Here is a 20,278-nt window from a genome sequence, read left to right as displayed (position 1 = left end):
CGGACGGGCGGCCGCCGCCTACGTGTCGTCGCCGATGACCGGCGCGGGCAGGGTGCCGGCGTTGTGCTCCAGCAGGCGCCAGCCCGAGGCGCCCTCCCCCAGCACCGACCAGCAGCAGTTGGACAGGCCGCCCAGGGACTCCCACTGGTGCGGGTCGAGGCCGATGAGGCGGCCGAGGGTGACCCTTATGCTCCCGCCGTGGGCGACCACGACGAGCGTGCCGTCCTCGGGCAGCTCGTCCGCCGCCGCCAGCACCACCGGGGCGGAGCGGTCGGCGACCTCGGTCTCCAGCTCGCCGCCGCCGCGCCGCACCGGCTCGCCGCGCTTCCAGGCGTCGTACTCCTCGGAGTACTTCTCCTGGATCTCGGCGTTGGTCAGCCCCTGCCACACGCCCGCGTAGGTCTCGCGCAGCCCGTGGTGGTGGTCGACCGGCAGGCCGGTGACGGCGGCGAGCTCGGCCGCGGTGGCGGCGGCGCGCTTGAGGTCCGAGGCGATGATCCGGTGGGGCCGCAGGGCAGCCAGCAGGCGTGCGGAGCGCTTGGCCTGGGCGATGCCGGTCTCCGTCAGCGGGATGTCCGTGGTGCCCTGGAAGCGGCCCTCGAGGTTCCACTCCGTCTGGCCGTGCCGCCACAGGACGATGCGCCGGCCGCGGCCGTACTTCCTGCCGTTCAGCTCAGCTCTCCGTCCGCCTCGGCACCGTGTGCGCGGGCGTGCTCCTCGGCGCGGCCGCGGGTGGCCCTGGCGTCCTCGGGCAGCTCCATCTCGGGGCAGTCCTTCCACAGCCGCTCGAGTGCGTAGAAGACGCGCTCCTCGGCGTGCTGGACGTGCACCACGATGTCGACGTAGTCGAGCAGCACCCAGCGGCCGTCGCGCTCGCCCTCCCGGCGCACCGGCTTGGCGCCGTGCTCCTTCAGGAGGGCCTCCTCGATGCCGTCGACGATCGCCTTGACCTGGCGGTCGTTGGGCGCCGAGGCCAGGAGGAAGGCGTCCGTGATGGCGAGGACGTCGCTGACGTCGTAGGCGATGATGTCGTGCGCCAGCCTGTCGGCCGCCGCCTGGGCGGCAGCAGTGACGAGTTCGACGGCGCGGTCCGTTGCGGTCACGAAGTTTTGTGCTTTCGGTTCGGGAGCAGGATGAACCCCTCCAGGGTCTCATGACCCCGGAGGGGTGCTTCCCGTCATTTCCCGTCGTAGTCCTGCCCCAGGACGACGACCACGTCGGCGTTCTGGGCCGCCCGGCCCTTGCCCACCGCCGTGGCGGGCAGGCCGAGGGTCTTGGCGACCTCCTTCGCCGCGGCGGCGTGCGCGGCGTCGGCGTAGGTCACCCGGGAGGAGGCCGCCCCCTCCGCGGTGCCGCCGGGGACGTAGGACCAGCCGCCGTTGACGATCGCCACCTCGGCGTCCGCGGCCCGTTCCCGGGAGCCGGTGGCGTTCCGGACGCTGACCCGGGGGGTGGAGTCGGCGTCGGTGTTGTCCACGGTGCCGCCGAGCACCTCCTTGACCACGCCCTCGGTGGTGCTCCCGTCCAGCGTGCCGTCCGCCTCGACCGGCAGGGGGACGGTGGAGTAGGCGCCGGTCTTGGCCATCTCGGCGAGGGAGGCGAGCGAGGCGCCGAGCTCCCCCTCCGGCAGCGACGGGTCGGCGATGGCGCCCAGGCTCTGCACCGTGCGGGTGGCGTCCGTGGCGCCGCTGGGCATCTTCTCCAGCACCCCCTGCAGCACCTGGCCGAAGCGGGCGAGCTGCTTGTCGGAGGACTCGCCCTGCGCCCGGTGGGTGGCGTAGGCGACGGCGGCGCGGCCGTTGAGCTCGCGCCCCTTGCCCCGGGTGACGAGGGTCTTGGCGTCGTCCCCGTCACCGTCCCTGACCGTGGCGTCGGCGTCGACGACAATGCCGCCGTTGAGCTCGACCAGGTTCTCCAGGAACGGCGTGTCCAGCCGCCAGGTGCCCTTGATGTTCGCTCCCAGGAGGGAGTTGAGGGCGTCGCGGGTGGGGCCCGCGCCCTCGTCCTCCACCGACTTGCCCAGGGTCGTGGCGCCGCCGTCGTCGGTGGAGACCGCCATGGAGTTGGGCAGCAGGACCGTGGTGCCCTTGTTCCTGGTCGTGTTGCCGACCAGGAGGGCGGTGGAGGACTCGGTGCTGTCGACGGGCTTGAGGTGGACGACGATGACGTCGCGCTTCTGCCCGCCCGCCACGGCCGGCCCGGACACGTCGGTCTCCCCGCCGGGGAGCCTGCCGGTCGCCCACAGGTAGCCGGTGCCGCCGGCCAGGGCGAGCACCAGCACCACGCACGCGGCGATCACCCGGTTGCGGCCGCGCCGCTTGCGCTCGTCGCGCCGCTCGGTCCGGGACTCGCTGAACTTCAGCCAGTCGATGACGTCCTCGGAGTCCTCGTCGTCCTCCTCCACGAAGGCGAACTGCTCCGTGGCGTAATCCTCGCCGCGGTCGGCCTCCGGGCCGTGGCCCCGGTCGGGCCCCCGGTCGGGCCCCCGGTCGGAACCGTGTCCGGGATCCCCGTCGGGCCGTGCGGCCGGCTCCGGGTCCTCGTACCGCTCCTCCTCGTACCGCGCGTCGTGCTGCTGCCCGCCGTAGGGCTGCTCCCGGTGCGGCTGCGGCTGCGGCTGCCCGTAGGACGGGTCCCTGGGCGGCGGCTGCTGCTCGTGGGGCTGCTGCTGGGGGATCCAGGCCTGCTGGTCCCGGAGCCCCGTGGCCTGCCCGGGGTACTGCTGCCCGGAGTACTGCTGCCCGGGGTACTGCTGCCCGGGGTACTGCTGCTGCCCGGAGTACCCCTCGGCGTACCCGCCGCCGGAGTAGGACTGCTGCCCGCCCGGGGCGTACTGCCCCTGGTCCTGGGCGTACTGCCCCTGGTCCTGGGGGTACTGCTGTGCGTAGCCCTGCCCGTACTCCTGGCCCTGTCCGTACTCCTGCGGGTACGGGGTCTGCTGCCCGTAGGGGTCCTGCGCGTGGCCCTGCTGCCGGCCGGCGTCGTACGCGCCCGTCCCGTACGGCTCGTCGCCGTAGTGGTCGGCGGAGTGTCGGTCGTTCACCAGCGGCCCCTTGCCGATCTCGTCCGTGCTGTGTCCGGCTGTCTCCGGCTGTGTCCGGGATCTATCCGGCGTCCTGCCGGTACAGCTTCCGCTTGTTGATGTAGCGGACCACCCCGTCGGGCACGAGGTACCAGACCGGCTGGCCCTTGGCCACCCGCTGCCTGCAGTCCGTGGAGGAGATGGCCAGCGCGGGCACCTCGACCAGGGACACGCCGCCCTCGGGGAAGCCGGGGTCCTGGAGTTCGTGCCCCGGCCTGTTCACCCCGATGAAGTGGGCGAGCCCGAACATCTCCCGGGCGTTGCGCCAGCTCAGGATCTGGGAGAGCGCATCGGCTCCGGTGATGAAGAACAGCTCCGCGTCCGGGTGCTCGGTCCGCAGGTCGCGGAGCGTGTCGACGGTGTACGTCTTGCCGCCGCGGTCGATGTCGGTGCGGCTGACCGAGAACTGCGGGTTGGAGGCGGTCGCGATGACCGTCATCAAGTAGCGGTCCTCGGCCGGGGACACCGTCTTGTGGCTCTTCTGCCACGGCTGGCCGGTCGGTACGAAGATCACCTCGTCGAGGTCGAACAGACTGGCCACCTCGCTGGCGGCGACCAGGTGTCCGTGGTGGATCGGGTCGAACGTGCCGCCCATCACACCCAGTCGTCGCTTCGGCTGCTCTCCCATGCGACCAGAGCTTAAGGCCGCGTGCTCAGTCCCGGTTGAAGCGGGTGGTGATCCACAGCAGCACCATCAGGAAGAGGAAGGCGCCGATGCCGGTCACGTACGGGTTGAGGTTCTCGTGCTCGCCACTCTCGGAGGCGAGGAGGGTCAGCGCGGCGGCGGAGGTGGTGATCATGTCAGACGGGGCCCTTTGCGGTGAGTGGTCGCGGCAGGATGTCGTGCCTCATCGTACGGGCGCGTCCGCGGATGCGGTCCGGGGGGAACCCCGGACGGTCCGGACGCGTCCTTTCAGGCAACCGGTACGTCAACGGAGTCTGCTGCCTGCTACTTGTCCCCGTAGCCGCGCAGCAGGAACCAGGCGAGGAGGACGATCCCCACCACCGAGACGATCAGTACCCAGCGCAGGACGCCGATGCCGTCACCGGCGGGGGCGGCGGCCAGGAGGGCGGTCAGGTCGTTCATGGGGGGCTCCTTCTCTTTCCTGGCGTCCAGCCTAGCCGGGGGCGCTTGGGGCCCTACTGTGGGGCGGGGGACGAGTCAGCAACGGCAACCATGGGGGTGGACACCTGATGTCCGAGTCCGACGAGAACGTGCCCGGCCGCAACCGCACCCGCTTCCCCGGGATCTCATCGCGCGCCTACGAGCACCCGGCGGACCGCTCGGCGCTGGTGGCGCTGCGCAAGCTGAGCGGGTTCGACACCGTTTTGAAGACGCTGAGCGGGCTGCTGCCCGAGCGTTCCCTGCGCCTGCTCTTCCTCTCGGACTCCGTCCGCGTGGGCGAGCAGCAGTTCCCGCACCTGTACGACATGCTGCGGGACGCCTGCTACATCCTGGACCTGGAGAAGGTCCCGCAGATGTACGTGGTCCAGGACCCCAGGCCCAACGCGATGTGCATCGGCCTGGACGAGCCGGTCGTCGTGGTCACCACCGCGCTGGTGGAACTGCTCGACGAGGAGGAGATGCGGGCGGTGGTCGGCCACGAGGTCGGCCACGCCCTGTCCGGCCACGCCGTCTACCGCACGCTCATGGAGTTCCTGACCGGCCTCGCCGAGCGGGTGGCCTGGCTGCCGCTGGGCAGCATCGCGTTCCGGGCGATCAACACTGCGCTGTACGAGTGGTTCCGCAAGTCCGAACTGTCCGCGGACCGGGCCGGCCTCCTGGTCGGGCAGGACCTGCAGGCGTCCATGCGGGGCCTGATGAAGCTGGCCGGCGGCAACCACCTGCACGAGATGAACGTCGACGCCTTCCTCGCCCAGGCCGAGGAGTACGAGTCCGCCGGCGACCTGCGGGACTCCGTGCTGAAGATCCTCAGCGTGCTGCCGCGCCGGCACCCGTTCACCACGGTCCGGGCGGCCGAGCTGAAGCGGTGGGCCGGCTCGCGCGACCACCAGCGGATCCTGGACGGCCACTACCCGCGCCGGTCCGAGGACCGCGACACCTCGGTGTACGAGTCGTTCAAGGAGTCCGCGAACTCCTACGCCAAGGACGTGCGGGAGAGCAAGGACCCGCTGATGGGGCTGCTGCGGGACCTGGGCGCCGGGGCCGGCGACATAGGCGGGAAGCTGCGCGACCGCTTCGCGGGCAGCCGCCCCGGGGGGAACGGCGCGGAGAGCGGCGGAGCCGGGGCCGAGGGGCCCGGGAACTGACCCCGCCGGGAGGCGCGTCCCGGCGGACGGCGGGAGGCGGGGCCGCGGCCCCGCCTCCCGCGCTGTCTCCTACCGCCTCCCGGCCCCGCTCCCCGCAACCGCCCCCGCTGCTTCCCGCCGCTCCCGCCCTGCTTCCCGCAGCGGGCGGCCGGGCCGGTCGCGGTCAGCCCTTCCGGACCAGCACGCCGCAGGCCGCGGCCACGGGCCGGCCGTGGTCGTAGGGGTCGGTGCCGCCCCTGCCGTCCGCCTCCGCACCGGCCGGCAGCGGACGGTAGTACTCCGCGAAGGACTCCTCGCAGGCCTGCGGGCCCGCCTCGGCGACCGAGCGGACCAGCACCACGTGCCCGTCGCGCAGGTCCTCCCGGGTCAGCTGGAAGGTGATCGCGCGCCGGACCGCGAACAGCGAGGGCTCGCCGCCCTTCCCGCCGCCCTTCCCGCCCGCCGGCCGCACCGCGTACACATAGGTGTGGTCGGCCTCGATCTGCAGCAGGCTCCCGGCGGCCTCGCGCACCTCCAGCGTCCCGCGCACCCTGACCCTGGGGTCCGCCAGCTCCGTGCGGGCGGGGTCGAAACGCACCATCCACCCGGTGGCCAGGTGGCGGCCGTCGTCCTCCGGCGCCTCCAGGCTGCGGTCGAACTGGTCGTGCTGGCCCGGGTCGAGCAGGGTCCGCACGCCCCGCACGTCGCCCCCGGTCAGGGCTCCGGGGTCGATGGAGGACGCCACCAGGAAGTCCTTGACGGTCACCAGGCCGCGGAGCACCTGGTCCTCGGTGAAGTGGGCGGTGGCGCGTGCACCCGGGAGGGTGATCCCCTCGGCCCCGGACCGGTAGTCCGCCGCGGGCGACCCGGCGAACAGCCCCTCCGAACGGGCGTCAGGGTTCTCCGACGCCGCGGGCACCGGGCCCCGGGGCACCAGCGGCGTCACGGACATCCGCAGGTCCCCGGCCGGCGGCTGCCCGGCCTGCTCGTAGGGGTTGTTCCTCCCCATGAAGACGACCACCCCGAGGGCGACGGCGACCAGCAGGACGATGGCGTACACCTGCCGGGCCGCCGAGTGGCCGACCGGCCCCTCCCGCCGCGGGCCGACCGTCCGCACCGGGCGCGCCTCGGGGCCGCTGCGCTCCTTCGCCGAGTACTCCAGTATCCGGGCAGCCCGCACGAACGATTCGTCGAAGACGACGGACCGGTACTCCTCCTCGCCTCCCGGACCGGGGACGTCCTCGGGTGTCCCCTCGGGAGGGTCTCCTCGCGCGGGCATGTAACCAGGGTAGGCCGGAGCGGCGCGGGAGGAACGTCCGGTGGTGGACGGAGTCCTGACAGCCTCTCGACGCCCGGGTTCGCAGGCCGCCCCGGGCTCCGGGCCCCGCCGGGGACCCGGGCCCGGCCGGCCCGCGGGACGCGCAGGGCGGGAGGGCGTCGGCGGGCCGCGGGAGGTCGGCGGACCGCAGGAGGTCGGCGGACCGCAGGAGGTTGGCGGACCTCAGGGGACCGGCGGGGCGTGGACCGGCGGGGTGTGCTCGGCCACCGGCGGGAGCACCGGGAGGCCGGAGGCCGGAGGGTCGAACCGGCTGGTGCCGGTGGGCACAGGCGTCGGCTGCTGGCGCCCGGAGGACGCCCCCCGGTAGACGGCAAGCACCGTCAGGGCGACGACGCCGATGCCCATGACCAGGGCCAGGACCCAGGCGACGGTGCGGTGCCAGCGGCCCGGGCGGGAACGCCGGCTGAGGGGCGGGTAGCCGTCCGGGGAGTCGTCCTCGAAGTCGTCCCACTCGCCGTCGTGCTCCCGGCCGTGCTCCTCGTACGGCGGTCCGAAGCCGTCCCTGCCGGCCGGGCGGCCGCGTTCGGCCTCGGCCCGGGCCCGCGCGGCCGCGAGCAGCCGCTCGGCGGCCGTCGGCTCGTGCACGGGCGCGGACCTGACGAAGTCCTCGTCGAGGACCACGGCCGCGAACTCGTCGTCCGCTTCTCCGTGGTGGCGGCTCTCGTGGTCACTACCGTCCTCGGGCGGCGTGCCCCCCACATCGTCCGGCATCGCTCCAGCGTATTACCGACAGCGCCCCCGCGGGCGGGGAAATCCACGAAACTCCGCGCGGGACCGGGGTCCGGCCGCCCGGCACCGGGCCGCGGTGCGGGAACCGCGCTGCTGGAACCGCACTGCTCCGTACGGGGGACCCCGCGGGCTCCCCCGCACCCCGTCCCGGGTCTCCCCCTACGGCCGGACGTGCCCGTCGCCGGTGACCACGTACTTCGTGGAGGTCAGCTCGGGCAGGCCCATCGGGCCGCGGGCGTGCAGCTTCTGGGTGGAGATGCCGATCTCCGCGCCGAAGCCGAACTGCCCGCCGTCGGTGAAGCGGGTGGAGGCATTGACCATCACCGCGGCGGAGTCCACCCGGGCGGTGAAGGCGCGGGCCGCGCCCTGGTCGCGGGTGACGATCGCCTCGGTGTGCCCGGAGGACCAGCGGCGGATGTGCTGCACTGCGGCGTCCAGCGAGGGCACCACGGCGGCGGCGATGTCGTAGGAGAGGTACTCGGTCTCCCAGTCCTCGTCGGTGGCCGGGACGACCGTCGCGCCCTGCTCCTCCCCGCCCCGTGCGGCGGCCTGCCAGCGCTCGTCGCCGTGCACGGTCACCCCGGCCTCGCCGAGCGCGGCCAGCGCCATCGGCAGGAACTCGCCGGCCACCGCCTCGTGCACCAGCACCGTCTCGGCCGCGTTGCACACGCTGGGGCGCTGCGCCTTGGCGTTGACCAGGATCCGCACCGCCGTGTCCAGGTCGGCGTGCTCGTCGACGTAGACGTGGCAGTTGCCGGTGCCGGTCTCGATCACCGGGACCGTGGACTCCTGGACGACCGTGCGGATCAGCGAGGCGCCGCCGCGCGGGATCAGGACGTCGACCAGGCCCCGGGCGGTCATCAGCTCCTTGACCGAGTCCCGGCTCTCGCCGGGCACCAGCTGCACCGCGTCGGCCGGCAGGCCCGCGCCGGCCACCGCGTCGCGCAGGACGTTCACCAGGGCGGTGTTGGAGGCGTAGGCGGAGGAGGATCCGCGCAGCAGGACCGCGTTGCCGGACTTCAGGCACAGCACTGCGGCGTCCACCGTGACGTTGGGCCGGGCCTCGTAGATGATGCCGACCACGCCGAGCGGGACCCGGACCTGCCGCAGCTCCAGGCCGTTGGGGAGGGTGGAGCCGCGGACCACCTCGCCGACCGGGTCGGGCAGCGCCACCACGTCGCGCACGTCGGAGGCGATGGCGGCCACCCGCTCCGGGGTGAGGGTCAGCCGGTCCACGACCGACTCCGCGGTGCCGGCCGCCCGCGCCTTCTCCACGTCCACGATGTTGGCGTCGACGATCTCCGCGGTGCGGGCGACCAGAGCGTCGGCGACGGCCAGCAGCGCGCGGTCCCGGGCCTCCCGCGACAGCGGGGCGAGGACGGCTGCGGCCTCCCGGGCGCGGCGGGCGGTCTCCAGGACGGGCGAGTTCGATGCGCTGCTCATACCAGCAGAGGGTACTGGGCGGGTCCGGGGCGGCGGCGTCCCGTTCCGGCCCTCGGGACGGGGCCGCGGCCGGTCGCCCCGCGAACGCCCGGGGGCCGGGCGGGGCCGCGGTCCGGGAGCCCGCAGGGGTGCGCCCCGGAGGCCGGAGCGGAACCCCCGGAGGCCGGAGCGGAGCCCTCAGAAGGGGTGGACCCCGGCCGCCACGGCCGGGGCCGGGCCGCAGCCCTCGGCGACCCGCTGCCGGTATGTCCGGCGGTCGATGACCTCGAGGCCGACGATCTCCCACGGCGGGAGCCCCGCGCTGGAACGGTGCTCGCCCCACAGCCGCAGGGCGACGGCCGCCGCGTCGTGCAGGTCGCGGGCCTCCTCCCAGTACCGGATCTCGGCGCGGTCGGCCGCGTAGCGGACGGCGGGCAGGAAGGGGTGCGCCTGGGAGAACCTCTCCATCGCGCCGCGCACCCGGGGCAGCGGCGTCCGGGGTCCGGAGGCGCTGAGCGTCACGTGCCACAGGCGGGACGGCCCCTCCTGCCGGGCCCCGGGGGCCTCCCGCAGGTGCGCCTCCGGCGTGTCCGCGTCCGGTGCGTCCGCGCTCTGCGGGCCGGCGCCCTGCCCGTCCGCGTCCGGCGGGTCGGCGTCCGGCGGGGCGGTGTCCCGTACGGCCCGGAGCGGCGCGGCGCCGGCCGGTGCCCGCCCGGAGGTCCTGCGGACCGCCTCCCGCTCCCCCGGTCGCGCTCGTCGTTCCACCGGTGGCCTCCCGTTCGGCGTGTGCCGGCCGCGCCCTCCCCGTCAGCGGGGCAGCAGGACCAGGTCGTCCCGGTGCACGACCTCCCGCTCGTACGCCGGGCCCAGCTCCCGGGCCAGTTCCCTGGTGGACCGGCCGAGCAGCCGGGGCAGTTCCTTCGCGTCAAAGTTGACCAGTCCGCGGGCGACGGCGTGGCCGTTTTCGTCAAGAAGGTCCACCGGGTCGCCCGCGGCGAAGTGCCCCTCCACGCCGGCGATGCCCGCCGGGAGCAGCGACTTGCGGCGGTGGACGACCGCCTCGACGGCACCGCCGTCCAGGGTGAGCGCCCCGCGGGGCGCGCTGGCGTGCGCCAGCCACAGCAGGCGGTCGGCCGACCGCCTGCCGGTGGGGTGGAACAGGGTGCCCGTCCGGCGGCCGGCCAGGGCGTCGGCCGCGTGCACGGCCGAGGTGAGCACGACCGGGATGCCCGCGTCGGAGGCGATCCGCGCCGCCTCGACCTTGGTCACCATCCCGCCGGTGCCGACCCCGGCCTTGCCCGCACTGCCGATGGAGACCCCCTCCAGGTCCTCCTCCCCGCGGACCTCGTCGATGCGGGTGGTGCCCGGGATGCGGGGATCGCCGTCGTACAGGCCGTCCACGTCGGAGAGCAGCACCAGCAGGTCGGCGTGGACGAGGTGGGCGACCAGGGCGGCGAGGCGGTCGTTGTCGCCGAACCGGATCTCGTCCGTGGCCACCGTGTCGTTCTCGTTGACGATCGGCATGGCGCCCATCGACAGCAGTTTTTCCAGGGTGCGGTAGGCGTTGCGGTAGTGCGCGCGGCGGGCGACGTCGTCGGTGGTCAGCAGGACCTGCCCGACGCGCACCCCGTACCGGGCGAAGGAGGCGGTGTAGCGGGCGACCAGGAGGCCCTGGCCGACGCTGGCCGCCGCCTGCTGGCGGGCCAGGTCCCTCGGCCGCTTCTTCAGGCCCAGCGGGGCCAGGCCGGCGGCGATCGCGCCGGAGGAGACGAGCACGATCTCGGGCCCGCCGTGCGCACCGGGGGGCCTGCCGCCGTAGGGGACGTCGCCGCGAGCCCTGGCCAGGACGTTGACCAGGGCGTCCACCCGGTCCGCGTCCAGTCCGCCCGAGGCCGTCGTCAGCGACGACGACCCGATCTTGACCACGATCCTGCGCGCCGCGGTCACCTCGCTGCGCAACGCCCCTGCCACGTTCGTCCCCACTGCTTGTTCCGTGTGCGTGCTCCGTCCCTGCAATCTACGCGAGCCGGGCCGGACGACGCCTGCGCGTTCCGGCGGGCGGACCCCGACACGTCCGGCCCGGCTCGGGGAGAAGTGAAGGAAGCGTGGGGAGGAGCCGACACGTCGGGTGGAGGGGGCCACCCCGGATTGTCACCGGACGGGCGGGCGTCATACTTTCAAGGCTTGACATCCCCCGCCGGCGTACGCAGCCGCCGTCGGGCGCGGGCCGGCTCAGGCCGTCCCCCGGAACACCTTCGACCCTCTGCCAGGAGTCCTCACCGTGCCCTCTGCCGGTTCCCCCCAACGCGCTGCGCAGCTGGCCACCCTCACCGCGCTGATGGCGACGTTCGCCCTCCAGCTCGCGGGTGCCGTGCTGCCGAACGTGCCGCTGCTGGTCGCGGCCACCGCGCTGGGCCTCGCACTCGACCTGTACCTGCACCGGTCCCGGCCGGGCCTGGTCTCCCTGCTCGGCAAGATCCGCATGGACGTCACCGTGCGGCAGCTGGCACGGGACATGATCATCCTGGTCGGTCTGCTGAGGATCGAGGGGATAAACCCGATGGCGGAGCACTTTCCGCTGGTCGGCGCGCTCCTGGTGTTCTACCTGCTGCACTTCGCGTGCCAGGCGGTCGCGGTGGTGGTGCGCCGGGACCGCACCCTGCCGGTGCTCACCCGCAACATCGACACCTCCGGGCTGAGGCTGACCGCCGCCCCGCCGCGCCTGCTCACCCGCCGTGCCGGCCACCGCCTGCTGTACTTCTCCGTCCCGGTCTCGGCCGGCCTGCTGGCCACCGCCGCGACCGCCGACGCGACGTGGGGCGGGATCGGCCTGGCCGCAGGGCTGGCCCTCGCCCTGGGCGGCACCGTCCACCTCGCGTCCTGGCTGCTGCCCGGGCGCCGCACCCCGAGCGACCAGAAGGTCCTGGAGTGGCTGGACTCCTGGCTGGCCGCCTACCGGCCCACCGTCGGCCTGTACTTCTCCGGCGGCACCACCTCCGCCTACCAGGCGAACATGTGGCTCTCCACCCTGGCCGGCCTCGACGGAAACCCGATCATCGTGCTGCGCGAGCGCTTCATGATGCAGAAGATCGAGGCCACCGACGTGCCGGTCGTGTGCATCCCCAAGGTCGCCAACCTGATGCGGCTGGAGCACACCACGCTGAACGTGCTGCTGCACCCGGCCAACTCCGGGAAGACCTCGCAGATCCTGCGCATCCCCTCGATCAAGCACGCCTTCATCAACCACGGGGAGAGCGACAAGCTCTCCAGCTGCAACCCGTACGCCAAGGCCTACGACGAGGTGTGGGTGGCCGGCCCCGCGGCCCGCGACCGCTACCAGCTGGCCGACATCGGCGTGGACGACCGCGACGTGGTCGAGGTCGGGCGGCCCCAGCTGGCCCCCATCGCCCCCTACACCGGCGCCCCCACCGGCGAGCTCACCACCGTCCTGTACGCCCCCACCTGGGAGGGCTGGACCGACGACCCGGGCAACACCTCGGTGATCCTGGCCGGCGAGAACATCGTCCGCGAGCTGCTCGCCGACCCGAAGGTGCGGCTGCTGTACAAGCCGCACCCGATGACCGGCTCGGTGGACCCGCGGGCCGGGGCCGCCAACGCGCGCATCATGGCCATGATCGAGGAGGCGAACCGGGTGCGGGCCGCCGAGCCCGGCCGCACCCGCCCGGACGCCGGGGCCGCCGAGGAGCTGCGCCGCCGCACCGAGGAGCTCGACGCCCTCACCAAGTCCTCCTTCCGGACCAGCTCGGACGAGACGGAGCGGATGATGCTCCAGGGCCGTCCCGAGCAGGGCCGCGCCGCGGCCGTGGACGCGGCCGCGGCGGCCTGGGACCGGGCCTACTGGTCGTCGCTGCCGGAGTGGGAGCACCAGGTCGTCACCGGCCCCCGCCCGGCCCTGTACTCCTGCTTCAACCGGGCCGACCTGCTGATCAGCGACGTCTCCAGCGTGGTCTCCGACTACCTGACCAGCGAGAAGCCGTACGCGGTCGCCAACACCAGCCGGTTCGCCGAGGAGGAGTTCCGCGCCGGATTCCCCACGGTGCGCGCGGCCTGGGTGCTGACGGCCGGGGCCAAGGAGGTCCCCGCGCTGCTGGACGCGGTGCGCGACCCCTCCAAGGACCCCTACGCGGCGGCCCGCGCCGAGCTCAAGGAGCACCTGCTCGGCCCGGCCGACCCGCCCTCCCCCGTCCGGTTCAACGACGCCGCCCTCGCCCTCGCCCGCAAGGCGGAGGAGCGCCGGGCCCGCGCGGCCGCCCGCGAGGCGCAGCTGCCGGTCTCCCACGCGCAGGGGGAGGACGCCGCGGAGGACCCGGAGTCCTCCGGGTCCTCCGGTGACGGCGGCGACGGCAGCGAGGACAGCGAGGCCGTCGGGGTCTGACCGCACACGGCACGGGGCCCCGTCGTCCGCCCGGCACGCAGCCGGGGGACGACGGGGCCCCGTGGTGTTCCCGGCCCCCGCCCGGGGGCTAGAAGGCCTCGAAGTCCTCGAACGCCTTCTGCGCCTCGTCGCGCTCGGCGTCGCGGTCGCGGCGGCGCTGGGCGGCCGGCCGCGGGGCGTCGAAGCGGTGGTCCTCGCCGCGGCGCCCGAGCATCTCGGCGCCGGTGGCCATGGTGGGCTCCCAGTCGAAGACGACCGCGTTCTCCTCGGGGCCGATCACGACCTCGGCGCCCTCGCGCGCACCGGCCTTGAGCAGCGCCTCCTCGACGCCCAGGCGGGCCAGGCGGTCCGCCAGGTAGCCGACGGCCTCGTCGTTGGAGAAGTCGGTCTGGCGCACCCAGCGCTCCGGCTTCTCGCCGCGCACCCGGTACAGGCCGTCCTCCTCGGTGACCGTGAACCCGGCGTCGTCGACCGCCTTGGGCCGGATGACGATGCGGGTGGCCTCCTGGTGCGGCTTGGCGGCCCGGGCCTCGGCGACGATCCCGGCGAGCGCGAAGGAGAGCTCCTTGAGCCCCTTGTGGGAGACCGCGGAGACGTCGAAGACCCGGTAGCCGCGCTCGACCAGCTCCGGGCGGATGATGTCCGCCAGGTCCTGGCCGTCGGGCACGTCGGTCTTGTTGAGGGCGACGACGCGCGGCCGGTCCTCCAGGCCGCCGTACTGGGCGAGCTCGGCCTCGATGGTGTCGAGGTCGGTGACCGGGTCCCGCTCGGACTCCAGGGTGGCGCAGTCCAGGACGTGCACCAGCACCTCGCAGCGCTCCACGTGCCGCAGGAACTCCAGCCCCAGCCCCTTGCCCTGACTCGCGCCCGGGATCAGGCCGGGGACGTCCGCGACGGTGTAGACGGTGCTGCCGGCGGTGACCACGCCGAGGTTGGGCACCAGGGTGGTGAAGGGGTAGTCGGCGATCTTCGGCCTGGCCGCGGAGAGCACCGAGATCAGCGACGACTTGCCGGCGCTGGGGTAGCCCACGAGCGCCACGTCGGCGACGGTCTTGAGCTCCAGGACGATGTCCCGTTCCTCCCCGGGCTCGCCGAGCAGCGCGAAGCCGGGCGCCTTGCGGCGGGCCGAGGCCAGGGCCGCGTTGCCGAGGCCGCCGCGGCCGCCCTGGGCGGCGACGAAGGTGGTGCCCTGGCCGACCAGGTCGGCCAGCACCTCGCCGCTCCTCGTCAGCACCACGGTGCCGTCGGGCACCGGCAGGACCAGGTCCTGGCCGTCGGCGCCGGTGCGGTGTCCGCCGCCGCCGGGCTTGCCGTTGGTCGCCTTGCGGTGCGGGGAGTGGTGGTACTCGAGCAGCGTGGTGACGTCCTGGTCGACGACGAGGATCACGTCGCCGCCGCGGCCGCCGTTGCCGCCGTCGGGTCCGCCGAGCGGCTTGAACTTCTCACGGTGGACGGAGGCGCAGCCGTGGCCTCCGTTACCCGCGGCGACGTGCAGCTCGACGCGGTCCACGAAGGTGGTCATGGTCGGTGCCTCCTGGGGTCCGAACTGGGGGTTGTACCGGGCGGGGCGGCCGTGCGGAGCGGGCCGTCCCGGCGGCCGCCGCCGCGCCGTACGGCCGGGAGGTCCCGGTCGTGCGCGTGCGGTGCGGCCGATGCGTGCTCAACGCGCCGAGGGCGGCCCTTCTTCCCTCCCGGACGGTGCCGGGCAGGGGAAGAGGGGTCCGCCCTCGGTGCTGTGTCTGTGTGTCGCTCCGGGCCGGAACTACTCGGCGGCCGGGACGATGTTGACGACCTTGCGGCCACGACGCGTGCCGAACTCGACCGCGCCGGCGGCGAGGGCGAACAGCGTGTCGTCGCCGCCGCGGCCCACGTTCACACCGGGGTGGAAGTGGGTGCCGCGCTGGCGGACCAGGATCTCACCGGCGTTGACGGCCTGGCCGCCGAAGCGCTTGACGCCGAGCCGCTGAGCGTTGGAGTCGCGACCGTTCCGGGTGGACGATGCGCCCTTCTTGTGTGCCATCTTCCCTCAGTCCCTTACTTCGCAGCCGAGTCGATGCCGGTGATCTTCACCGAGGTGTACTGCTGGCGGTGGCCGATCCGCTTGCGGTAACCGGTCTTGTTCTTGTACTTCAGGATGTCGATCTTCTCACCCTTGTGGTGGTCCACGACCTCGGCGTGGACCTTCACACCGGCGAGCACCCACGGGTCGCTGGTGACGGTGTCGCCGTCGACCACGAGGAGGGTCGAGAGCTCGACCGCGTCGCCCACCTTGTTGGCGGAAAGCTTGTCGATCTCGACGATGTCGCCGACGGCCACCTTGTGCTGGCGCCCGCCGCTGCGCACGATTGCGTACACGCGGAGTCACTCTCTCTCACTCGTAGACGATGCCCCTGATGCCAGCCCGCCTCGGTGAGCACGGACACGGGGTCCGGATTCATTGCGACAGGGGGCCTCCCCCGGGGAGCCCGGGAGGTGGTTGCTCAGGAGCGTGGCGCAGACACGCCGAGGGTCAAGGTTACGGGGGGTCTTGACAGGGGTCAAACCGGCGCGGGTCCGTCCCGTCCGGCCGGCGGCATCGCGCCGCCGGCCGGACGGGACGGGACCCGGCTCAGCCCTCCGCGTCCTCGGCGGCCCTGACCGCGGCCGTCTTCTTCGCCGCGGCCTTCTTCGTGGCCGTCTTCTTGGCCGTGGCCGTCTTCTTCACCGCGGTCTTCTTGGCGGCGGCCTTCTTGGCCGGTGCCTTCTTCGCGGCGGCCTTCTTCGTCGTCGCGGCCTTCTTGACGGCGCGCTTCCTCGGCGCGGGAGCCTCCTCCTGCACCGCCTCGGCGGCCTCGGGCGCGGGAGCGGCCTCGGGCTCGGGCGTGGGTACCGTCAGGACCACCACGGCCGCGTCGCCCGGCTCCCCCTGCGGCGGGCCCGCCGGAGCGGTCGCCTTGCGCACCGCACGACGGCGCGGACGCGCCGGAGCAGCCTCCGGCTCCGGCTTCGCCTCGGGCTCGGCAACCGGCTCGGCCGGGGCGGCCTCCGCGACCGCCTCCGGCTCCGCAGGAGCCGCCGGCTCCACGACCACGACGGCCTCCGCCGCCTCCGGCGCACCCGCCGGGGCCGTCGCCTTCCGCACCGCACGGCGACGCGGCCGCGCCGGAGCAGCCTCGGGCTCGGCCTTCGCCTCGGCCTCCGGCTCCGCAGGCGCGGCCTCCGCCGCGACCGCCTCCGGCTCCGCAGGAGCCGCTGGCTCCACCACGACGGCGGCCTCCGCCGCCTCCGGCGGGCCCGCCGGAGCGGTCGCCTTGCGCACGGCACGACGGCGCGGACGCGCAGGAGCAGCCTCCGGCTCCGGCTTCGCCTCGGGCTTCACCTCGGCCTCCGGCTCGGGCTTCGCCTCCGCCTCGGCAACCGGCTCGGCCGAAGCGGCCTCCGCGACCGCCTCCGGCTCCGCAGGAGCCGCCGGCTCCACGACCACGACGGCCTCCGCCGCCTCCGGCGCACCCGCCGGAGCGGTCGCCTTCCGCACCGCACGACGGCGGCTGCGACGACGGGACGCGGCGGCCTCCGCCTCGGCCGGGCTGCCGAACCACTCCTCCTCCGCCGCGGCCTGCTCCTCGGCCTCCGCCGCGGGCTCGGGCGCCGTGGGCGCCTCGGGAGCCGCAGGCGCCCCGGCGGACACCGCCGCGGCCTCCTCGGCCTCCTCGGCGGGCTCGTGCACGTGCTCGTGCTCGTGCACCGGCTGGGCCGCGCCGGCCTTCTTCTTCTTGCGCTTGCCCCCGCCGCCGGACACCGTCGCCTGGTCCATGTGGACGATGACGCCGCGGCCGTTGCAGTGCACGCAGGTCTCGGAGAAGGACTCCAGCAGCCCCTGGCCGACCCTCTTGCGGGTCATCTGCACCAGGCCCAGCGAGGTGACCTCGGCCACCTGGTGCTTGGTCCGGTCCCGGCCCAGGCACTCCAGCAGGCGGCGCAGCACCAGGTCCCGGTTGGACTCCAGCACCATGTCGATGAAGTCGATGACGATGATGCCGCCGAGGTCGCGCAGCCGCAGCTGGCGCACGATCTCCTCGGCCGCCTCCAGGTTGTTCCTGGTGACCGTCTCCTCGAGGTTCCCGCCCTGGCCGGTGAACTTGCCGGTGTTGACGTCGACCACGACCATCGCCTCGGTCCGGTCGATCACCAGCGAGCCGCCCGAGGGCAGCCAGACCTTGCGGTCCAGCGCCTTCAGCAACTGCTCGTCGATCCGGTAGGTGGCGAAGACGTCGACCTCGGAGGTCCACCTGCTCAGCCGGGGCGCGAGGTCGGGGGCGACGTGGCTGACGTAGTCGTGGATGGTCTCCCACGCCTCGTCGCCGGAGACGATGACCTTGGTGAAGTCCTCGTTGAAGATGTCGCGGACCACCCGGACGGTCATGTCCGGCTCGCCGTACAGCAGCGTCGGGGCGTTGCCGCTCCTGGCCTTCTTCTGGATCTCCTCCCACTGCGCCTGCAGGCGCTCCACGTCGCGGGCGAGCTCGTCCTCGCTGGCGCCCTCGGCCGCGGTGCGCACGATGACGCCGGCGTTCTCGGGGACGATCTTCTTGAGGATCTGCTTCAGGCGCGCGCGCTCGGTGTCGGGGAGCTTGCGGCTGATGCCGGTCATCGAGCCCTCGGGCACGTAGACCAGGTAGCGGCCGGGGAGGGAGACCTGGCTGGTGAGCCGGGCGCCCTTGTGGCCGATCGGGTCCTTGGTGACCTGCACCAGGACCGGCTGCCCGGACTTGAGCGCGCTCTCGATGCGCCGGGGGCCGTGGCCGAGGCCGAGCGCCTCGAAGTTCACCTCACCGGCGTAGAGCACGGCGTTGCGCCCCTTGCCGATGTCGACGAAGGCGGCCTCCATCGACGGCAGCACGTTCTGGACCTTGCCCAGATAGACGTTGCCGACGTAGGAGGTGGACTGCTCCTTGTTGACGTAGTGCTCGACGAGCACGTTGTCCTCGAGGACGCCGATCTGGGTGCGGTCGCCGTTCTGCCGCACGACCATCACGCGCTCGACGGCCTCGCGGCGGGCGAGGAACTCCGCCTCGGTGATGATCGGCACGCGGCGGCGGCCCTGCTCGCGGCCCTCGCGGCGGCGCTGCTTCTTCGCCTCCAGACGGGTCGAGCCCTTGATGGACTGCACCTCGTCGCTCGGGGCGGACTCCTCCTCGGCGCGCTTGCGCGGCTCCCGGATCCTGACGACGGTTCGCTCCGGCTCGTCACCGCCCGGCTCGGCCTCGGCGGCCTCCCCGCTGCGGCGACGGCGGCGACGGCGACGGCGGCTGCTGCTCCCCGCGCCCTCCTCCGGCTCGGGGCCACCGGCCTCCTCGGACGCGCCCTCGGCGCCCTCCTCGGACTCGGCCCCGCCCTCCTCGGACTCCTCGGCCTCGGAGGTGTCGGCCTCTCCGGCCTCGCCCCGGCGGCGGCGACGACCGCCCCTGCGGCGGCGGCGCGAGGGCCTCTCGGCGCCGGACTCGTCCGTCTCGTACTCGGACTCCTCGGCACCGGCGGCCTCGGACTCGGACTCGGCCTCGGGCTCCTCCTCGGCCTCCTCCACCTGCTCGGCCTCGCCGTGCACGTCCTCCGGGGAGGCGGAGCGGCGGCGCCGGCGGCGACGCGTACCGGCCTCGGCGAACTGCCGGTCGGCGGTCTCCTCTTCCTCCTCCTCGGCCTCCTCGGGAGCGGCAGGGACGTGCTCGGGCTCCTCCTGGAAGACCGGGGCGGTGAACACCGGGGCCTGGAACAGGGCGGTCGGCGGACGCACCGCACGGCGGCGGGTGCGGGCCGGGGCAGCCGGGGCCTCGGCCTCGGGCTCGGTCTCCGCGGATGCCGGGGCGGGTGCGGCCGGGGCGGGTGCAGCCGGGGGCTCGGCCTGCAGCGCCTTGGCAGGCGCCTCGTCCACGGCGGGGGCGGTCTCCGCGACCTCCGTGGCGGCGGACGTCGCGCGGCGGCGGGTGCGCCGGCGGGGAGCGGCCGGGGCGGCCTCTTCGGGCGCCTCGGGGGCTCCGGCGCCCCCGGCGGGAGCAGCGCTCCCGGCCTGGACGGCCTCGGCGGCCGGAGCGGCCTCGGTGGCCGGGACGGTTTCGGCCGCGGCTGCGGCCGTACGGCGGCGGCTGCGGGTCCGGGGTGCGGGTTCGGCGGCCGCGGCCGGCTCGGCCGGGGCGGACTCGGCCGCAGGGGCCGGTTCCGCCGCGGGGGTCTCCTTCACCGCGGGCGAGCCCGCCGGGGCGGAAGCCGCACGACGGCGGCGGGTACGGGCCGGAGCGGCCGGGGCCTCGGGCTCGGCCGGGGCGGCCGGAGCCTCCTCCGCGGCCGCGGGCTCGGCGGCCGTAGCGGCCTCGGCCGCAGGCTCCGCCGGGGTCTCCTTCACCGCGGGCGAGCCCGCCGGGGCGGAAGCCGCACGACGGCGGCGGGTACGGGCCGGAGCGGCCGGAGCCTCGGGCTCGGCCGGGGCGGCCGGAGCCTCCTCCGCAACCACGGGCTCGGCGGCCGCGGCAGCCTCGACCGGGGCGGCCTCGGCCGCGGGAGCCGGTTCCGCCGCCGGGGTCTCCCGCACCGCGGGCGAACCCGCCGGGGCGGAAGCCGCACGACGGCGACGGGTACGGGCCGGAGCGGCCGGAGCCTCGGGCTCGGCCGGGGCGGCCGCGGTCTCCGCTTCCGTCTCCGCCGGTGCCTGCGGGGCGGGCTCGGCCGCGGCGGGCGCGGGAACGGTCACGGGACCGACGGCGTCGCCGGCCCCTCCGGTCACGGCCGGGCTGCCGGCCGGACGGCTGGCGGCACGGCGACGGCGGCGCGGCGCGGCAGGCGCGGCGCTCTCTTCGGTATCGGAGCCGTTCGACGTTTCGTCGTTCGGCTCGGTGTTCTCGAGCATGCGGGCGTATCTCCCGTCACGCTCCCGGGCGCCGCGCCCCGATCCGGCCGCGACCCGCGCGACACTTAGCGGGTCCGCTGCCAGGGGCGTGGGCGCCGCACGGGAGCTGTCTTCTCGCTCCGCCGGGTCCGTCCTTGCGGCACCGGCGAAAAGTCTCCTGGTCAGTGCGCCGCCCGGGTCCGG

At 74.5% G+C, this 20,278-nt stretch carries 17 protein-coding genes; 2 read left to right on the top strand and 15 right to left on the bottom strand.

The features are described from left to right. Positions 1 to 18: 18 nt before the first annotated feature. From GQS52_RS18690 to GQS52_RS18665, 6 genes are all read right to left on the bottom strand, one after another. Entirely contained in the window at positions 19 to 672 is a 654-nt protein-coding gene (locus GQS52_RS18690) for a histidine phosphatase family protein (RefSeq protein ID WP_259371151.1), read from the bottom strand. Then, positions 669 to 1,103, bottom strand: coding sequence for a ribosome silencing factor (gene rsfS / locus GQS52_RS18685; protein WP_182314513.1), 435 nt, complete (start codon positions 1,101 to 1,103; stop codon positions 669 to 671). The genes GQS52_RS18690 and rsfS overlap by 4 nt, the downstream gene beginning before the upstream one ends. 74 nt (positions 1,104 to 1,177) lie before the next feature. Beyond that, positions 1,178 to 3,043, bottom strand: a complete 1,866-nt coding sequence (locus tag GQS52_RS18680) for an LCP family protein (protein WP_182314512.1) — start codon at positions 3,041 to 3,043, stop codon at positions 1,178 to 1,180. 61 nt (positions 3,044 to 3,104) lie between these two features. After that, positions 3,105 to 3,710 carry a nicotinate-nucleotide adenylyltransferase gene (gene nadD / locus GQS52_RS18675; protein ID WP_182314511.1) on the bottom strand — a complete coding sequence of 202 codons (606 nt, stop codon included), beginning with the start codon at positions 3,708 to 3,710 and terminating at the stop codon, positions 3,105 to 3,107. 25 nt (positions 3,711 to 3,735) lie between these two features. Further along, positions 3,736 to 3,882: a hypothetical protein gene (locus GQS52_RS18670; RefSeq protein ID WP_182314510.1), complete on the bottom strand. Its 147-nt coding sequence runs from the start codon at positions 3,880 to 3,882 to the stop codon at positions 3,736 to 3,738. 149 nt (positions 3,883 to 4,031) lie between these two features. Beyond that, on the bottom strand, positions 4,032 to 4,169 hold the full coding sequence (locus GQS52_RS18665; RefSeq protein ID WP_182314509.1) for a hypothetical protein: 138 nt from the start codon (positions 4,167 to 4,169) through the stop codon (positions 4,032 to 4,034). A gap of 107 nt (positions 4,170 to 4,276) precedes the next feature. Here GQS52_RS18665 and GQS52_RS18660 point away from each other — a divergent pair, with 107 nt between their 5' ends. Next, positions 4,277 to 5,353 (top strand): M48 family metallopeptidase, encoded by a 1,077-nt coding sequence (locus GQS52_RS18660; protein ID WP_182314508.1) that lies wholly within the window; start codon positions 4,277 to 4,279, stop codon positions 5,351 to 5,353. Between the two features lie 163 nt (positions 5,354 to 5,516). On the opposite strand, the gene GQS52_RS18655 is transcribed toward GQS52_RS18660, so the two are convergent. From GQS52_RS18655 to proB, 5 genes are all read right to left on the bottom strand, one after another. Further along, positions 5,517 to 6,611 (bottom strand): hypothetical protein, encoded by a 1,095-nt coding sequence (locus GQS52_RS18655; RefSeq protein ID WP_182314507.1) that lies wholly within the window; start codon positions 6,609 to 6,611, stop codon positions 5,517 to 5,519. Positions 6,612 to 6,833: 222 nt separating this feature from the next. After that, the gene (locus GQS52_RS18650; RefSeq protein ID WP_182314506.1) at positions 6,834 to 7,382 is read right to left on the bottom strand and encodes a hypothetical protein; all 549 of its coding nucleotides are present in this window, start codon (positions 7,380 to 7,382) and stop codon (positions 6,834 to 6,836) included. Positions 7,383 to 7,559: 177 nt separating this feature from the next. Then, positions 7,560 to 8,843 carry a glutamate-5-semialdehyde dehydrogenase gene (locus GQS52_RS18645; RefSeq protein ID WP_182314505.1) on the bottom strand — a complete coding sequence of 428 codons (1,284 nt, stop codon included), beginning with the start codon at positions 8,841 to 8,843 and terminating at the stop codon, positions 7,560 to 7,562. Between the two features lie 177 nt (positions 8,844 to 9,020). Continuing rightward, a complete protein-coding gene (locus GQS52_RS18640) occupies positions 9,021 to 9,395 on the bottom strand; it encodes a hypothetical protein (protein WP_259371150.1) in 375 nt (124 codons plus the stop codon). Positions 9,396 to 9,629: 234 nt separating this feature from the next. Next, positions 9,630 to 10,769 carry a glutamate 5-kinase gene (proB, locus tag GQS52_RS18635; RefSeq protein ID WP_182316555.1) on the bottom strand — a complete coding sequence of 380 codons (1,140 nt, stop codon included), beginning with the start codon at positions 10,767 to 10,769 and terminating at the stop codon, positions 9,630 to 9,632. A 334-nt stretch (positions 10,770 to 11,103) separates the two neighbouring features. On the opposite strand from proB, the gene GQS52_RS18630 reads away from it, so the two are divergent. Then, positions 11,104 to 13,218: a hypothetical protein gene (locus GQS52_RS18630; RefSeq protein ID WP_182314503.1), complete on the top strand. Its 2,115-nt coding sequence runs from the start codon at positions 11,104 to 11,106 to the stop codon at positions 13,216 to 13,218. A gap of 88 nt (positions 13,219 to 13,306) precedes the next feature. Here the strand turns inward: GQS52_RS18630 and obgE are convergent, their stop codons facing one another. The 4 genes from obgE to GQS52_RS18610 all read right to left on the bottom strand — a co-directional run bounded on the left by obgE (position 13,307) and on the right by GQS52_RS18610 (position 20,095). Continuing rightward, positions 13,307 to 14,740 carry a GTPase ObgE gene (gene obgE / locus GQS52_RS18625; RefSeq protein ID WP_182314502.1) on the bottom strand — a complete coding sequence of 478 codons (1,434 nt, stop codon included), beginning with the start codon at positions 14,738 to 14,740 and terminating at the stop codon, positions 13,307 to 13,309. Positions 14,741 to 14,980: 240 nt separating this feature from the next. Beyond that, positions 14,981 to 15,238 (bottom strand): 50S ribosomal protein L27, encoded by a 258-nt coding sequence (rpmA, locus tag GQS52_RS18620; RefSeq protein ID WP_182314501.1) that lies wholly within the window; start codon positions 15,236 to 15,238, stop codon positions 14,981 to 14,983. A 14-nt stretch (positions 15,239 to 15,252) separates the two neighbouring features. After that, the gene (gene rplU / locus GQS52_RS18615; RefSeq protein ID WP_182314500.1) at positions 15,253 to 15,573 is read right to left on the bottom strand and encodes a 50S ribosomal protein L21; all 321 of its coding nucleotides are present in this window, start codon (positions 15,571 to 15,573) and stop codon (positions 15,253 to 15,255) included. A 253-nt stretch (positions 15,574 to 15,826) separates the two neighbouring features. Further along, entirely contained in the window at positions 15,827 to 20,095 is a 4,269-nt protein-coding gene (locus GQS52_RS18610; RefSeq protein WP_182314499.1) for an Rne/Rng family ribonuclease, read from the bottom strand. Between the last annotated feature and the right edge of the window lie 183 nt (positions 20,096 to 20,278).

The sequence above is a fragment of the Streptomyces sp. SCUT-3 genome, from assembly GCF_014083985.1.
GTDB lineage: Bacteria > Actinomycetota > Actinomycetes > Streptomycetales > Streptomycetaceae > Streptomyces_H > Streptomyces_H thermolineatus.
This window is presented reverse-complemented; position numbering and strand designations above follow the sequence as displayed.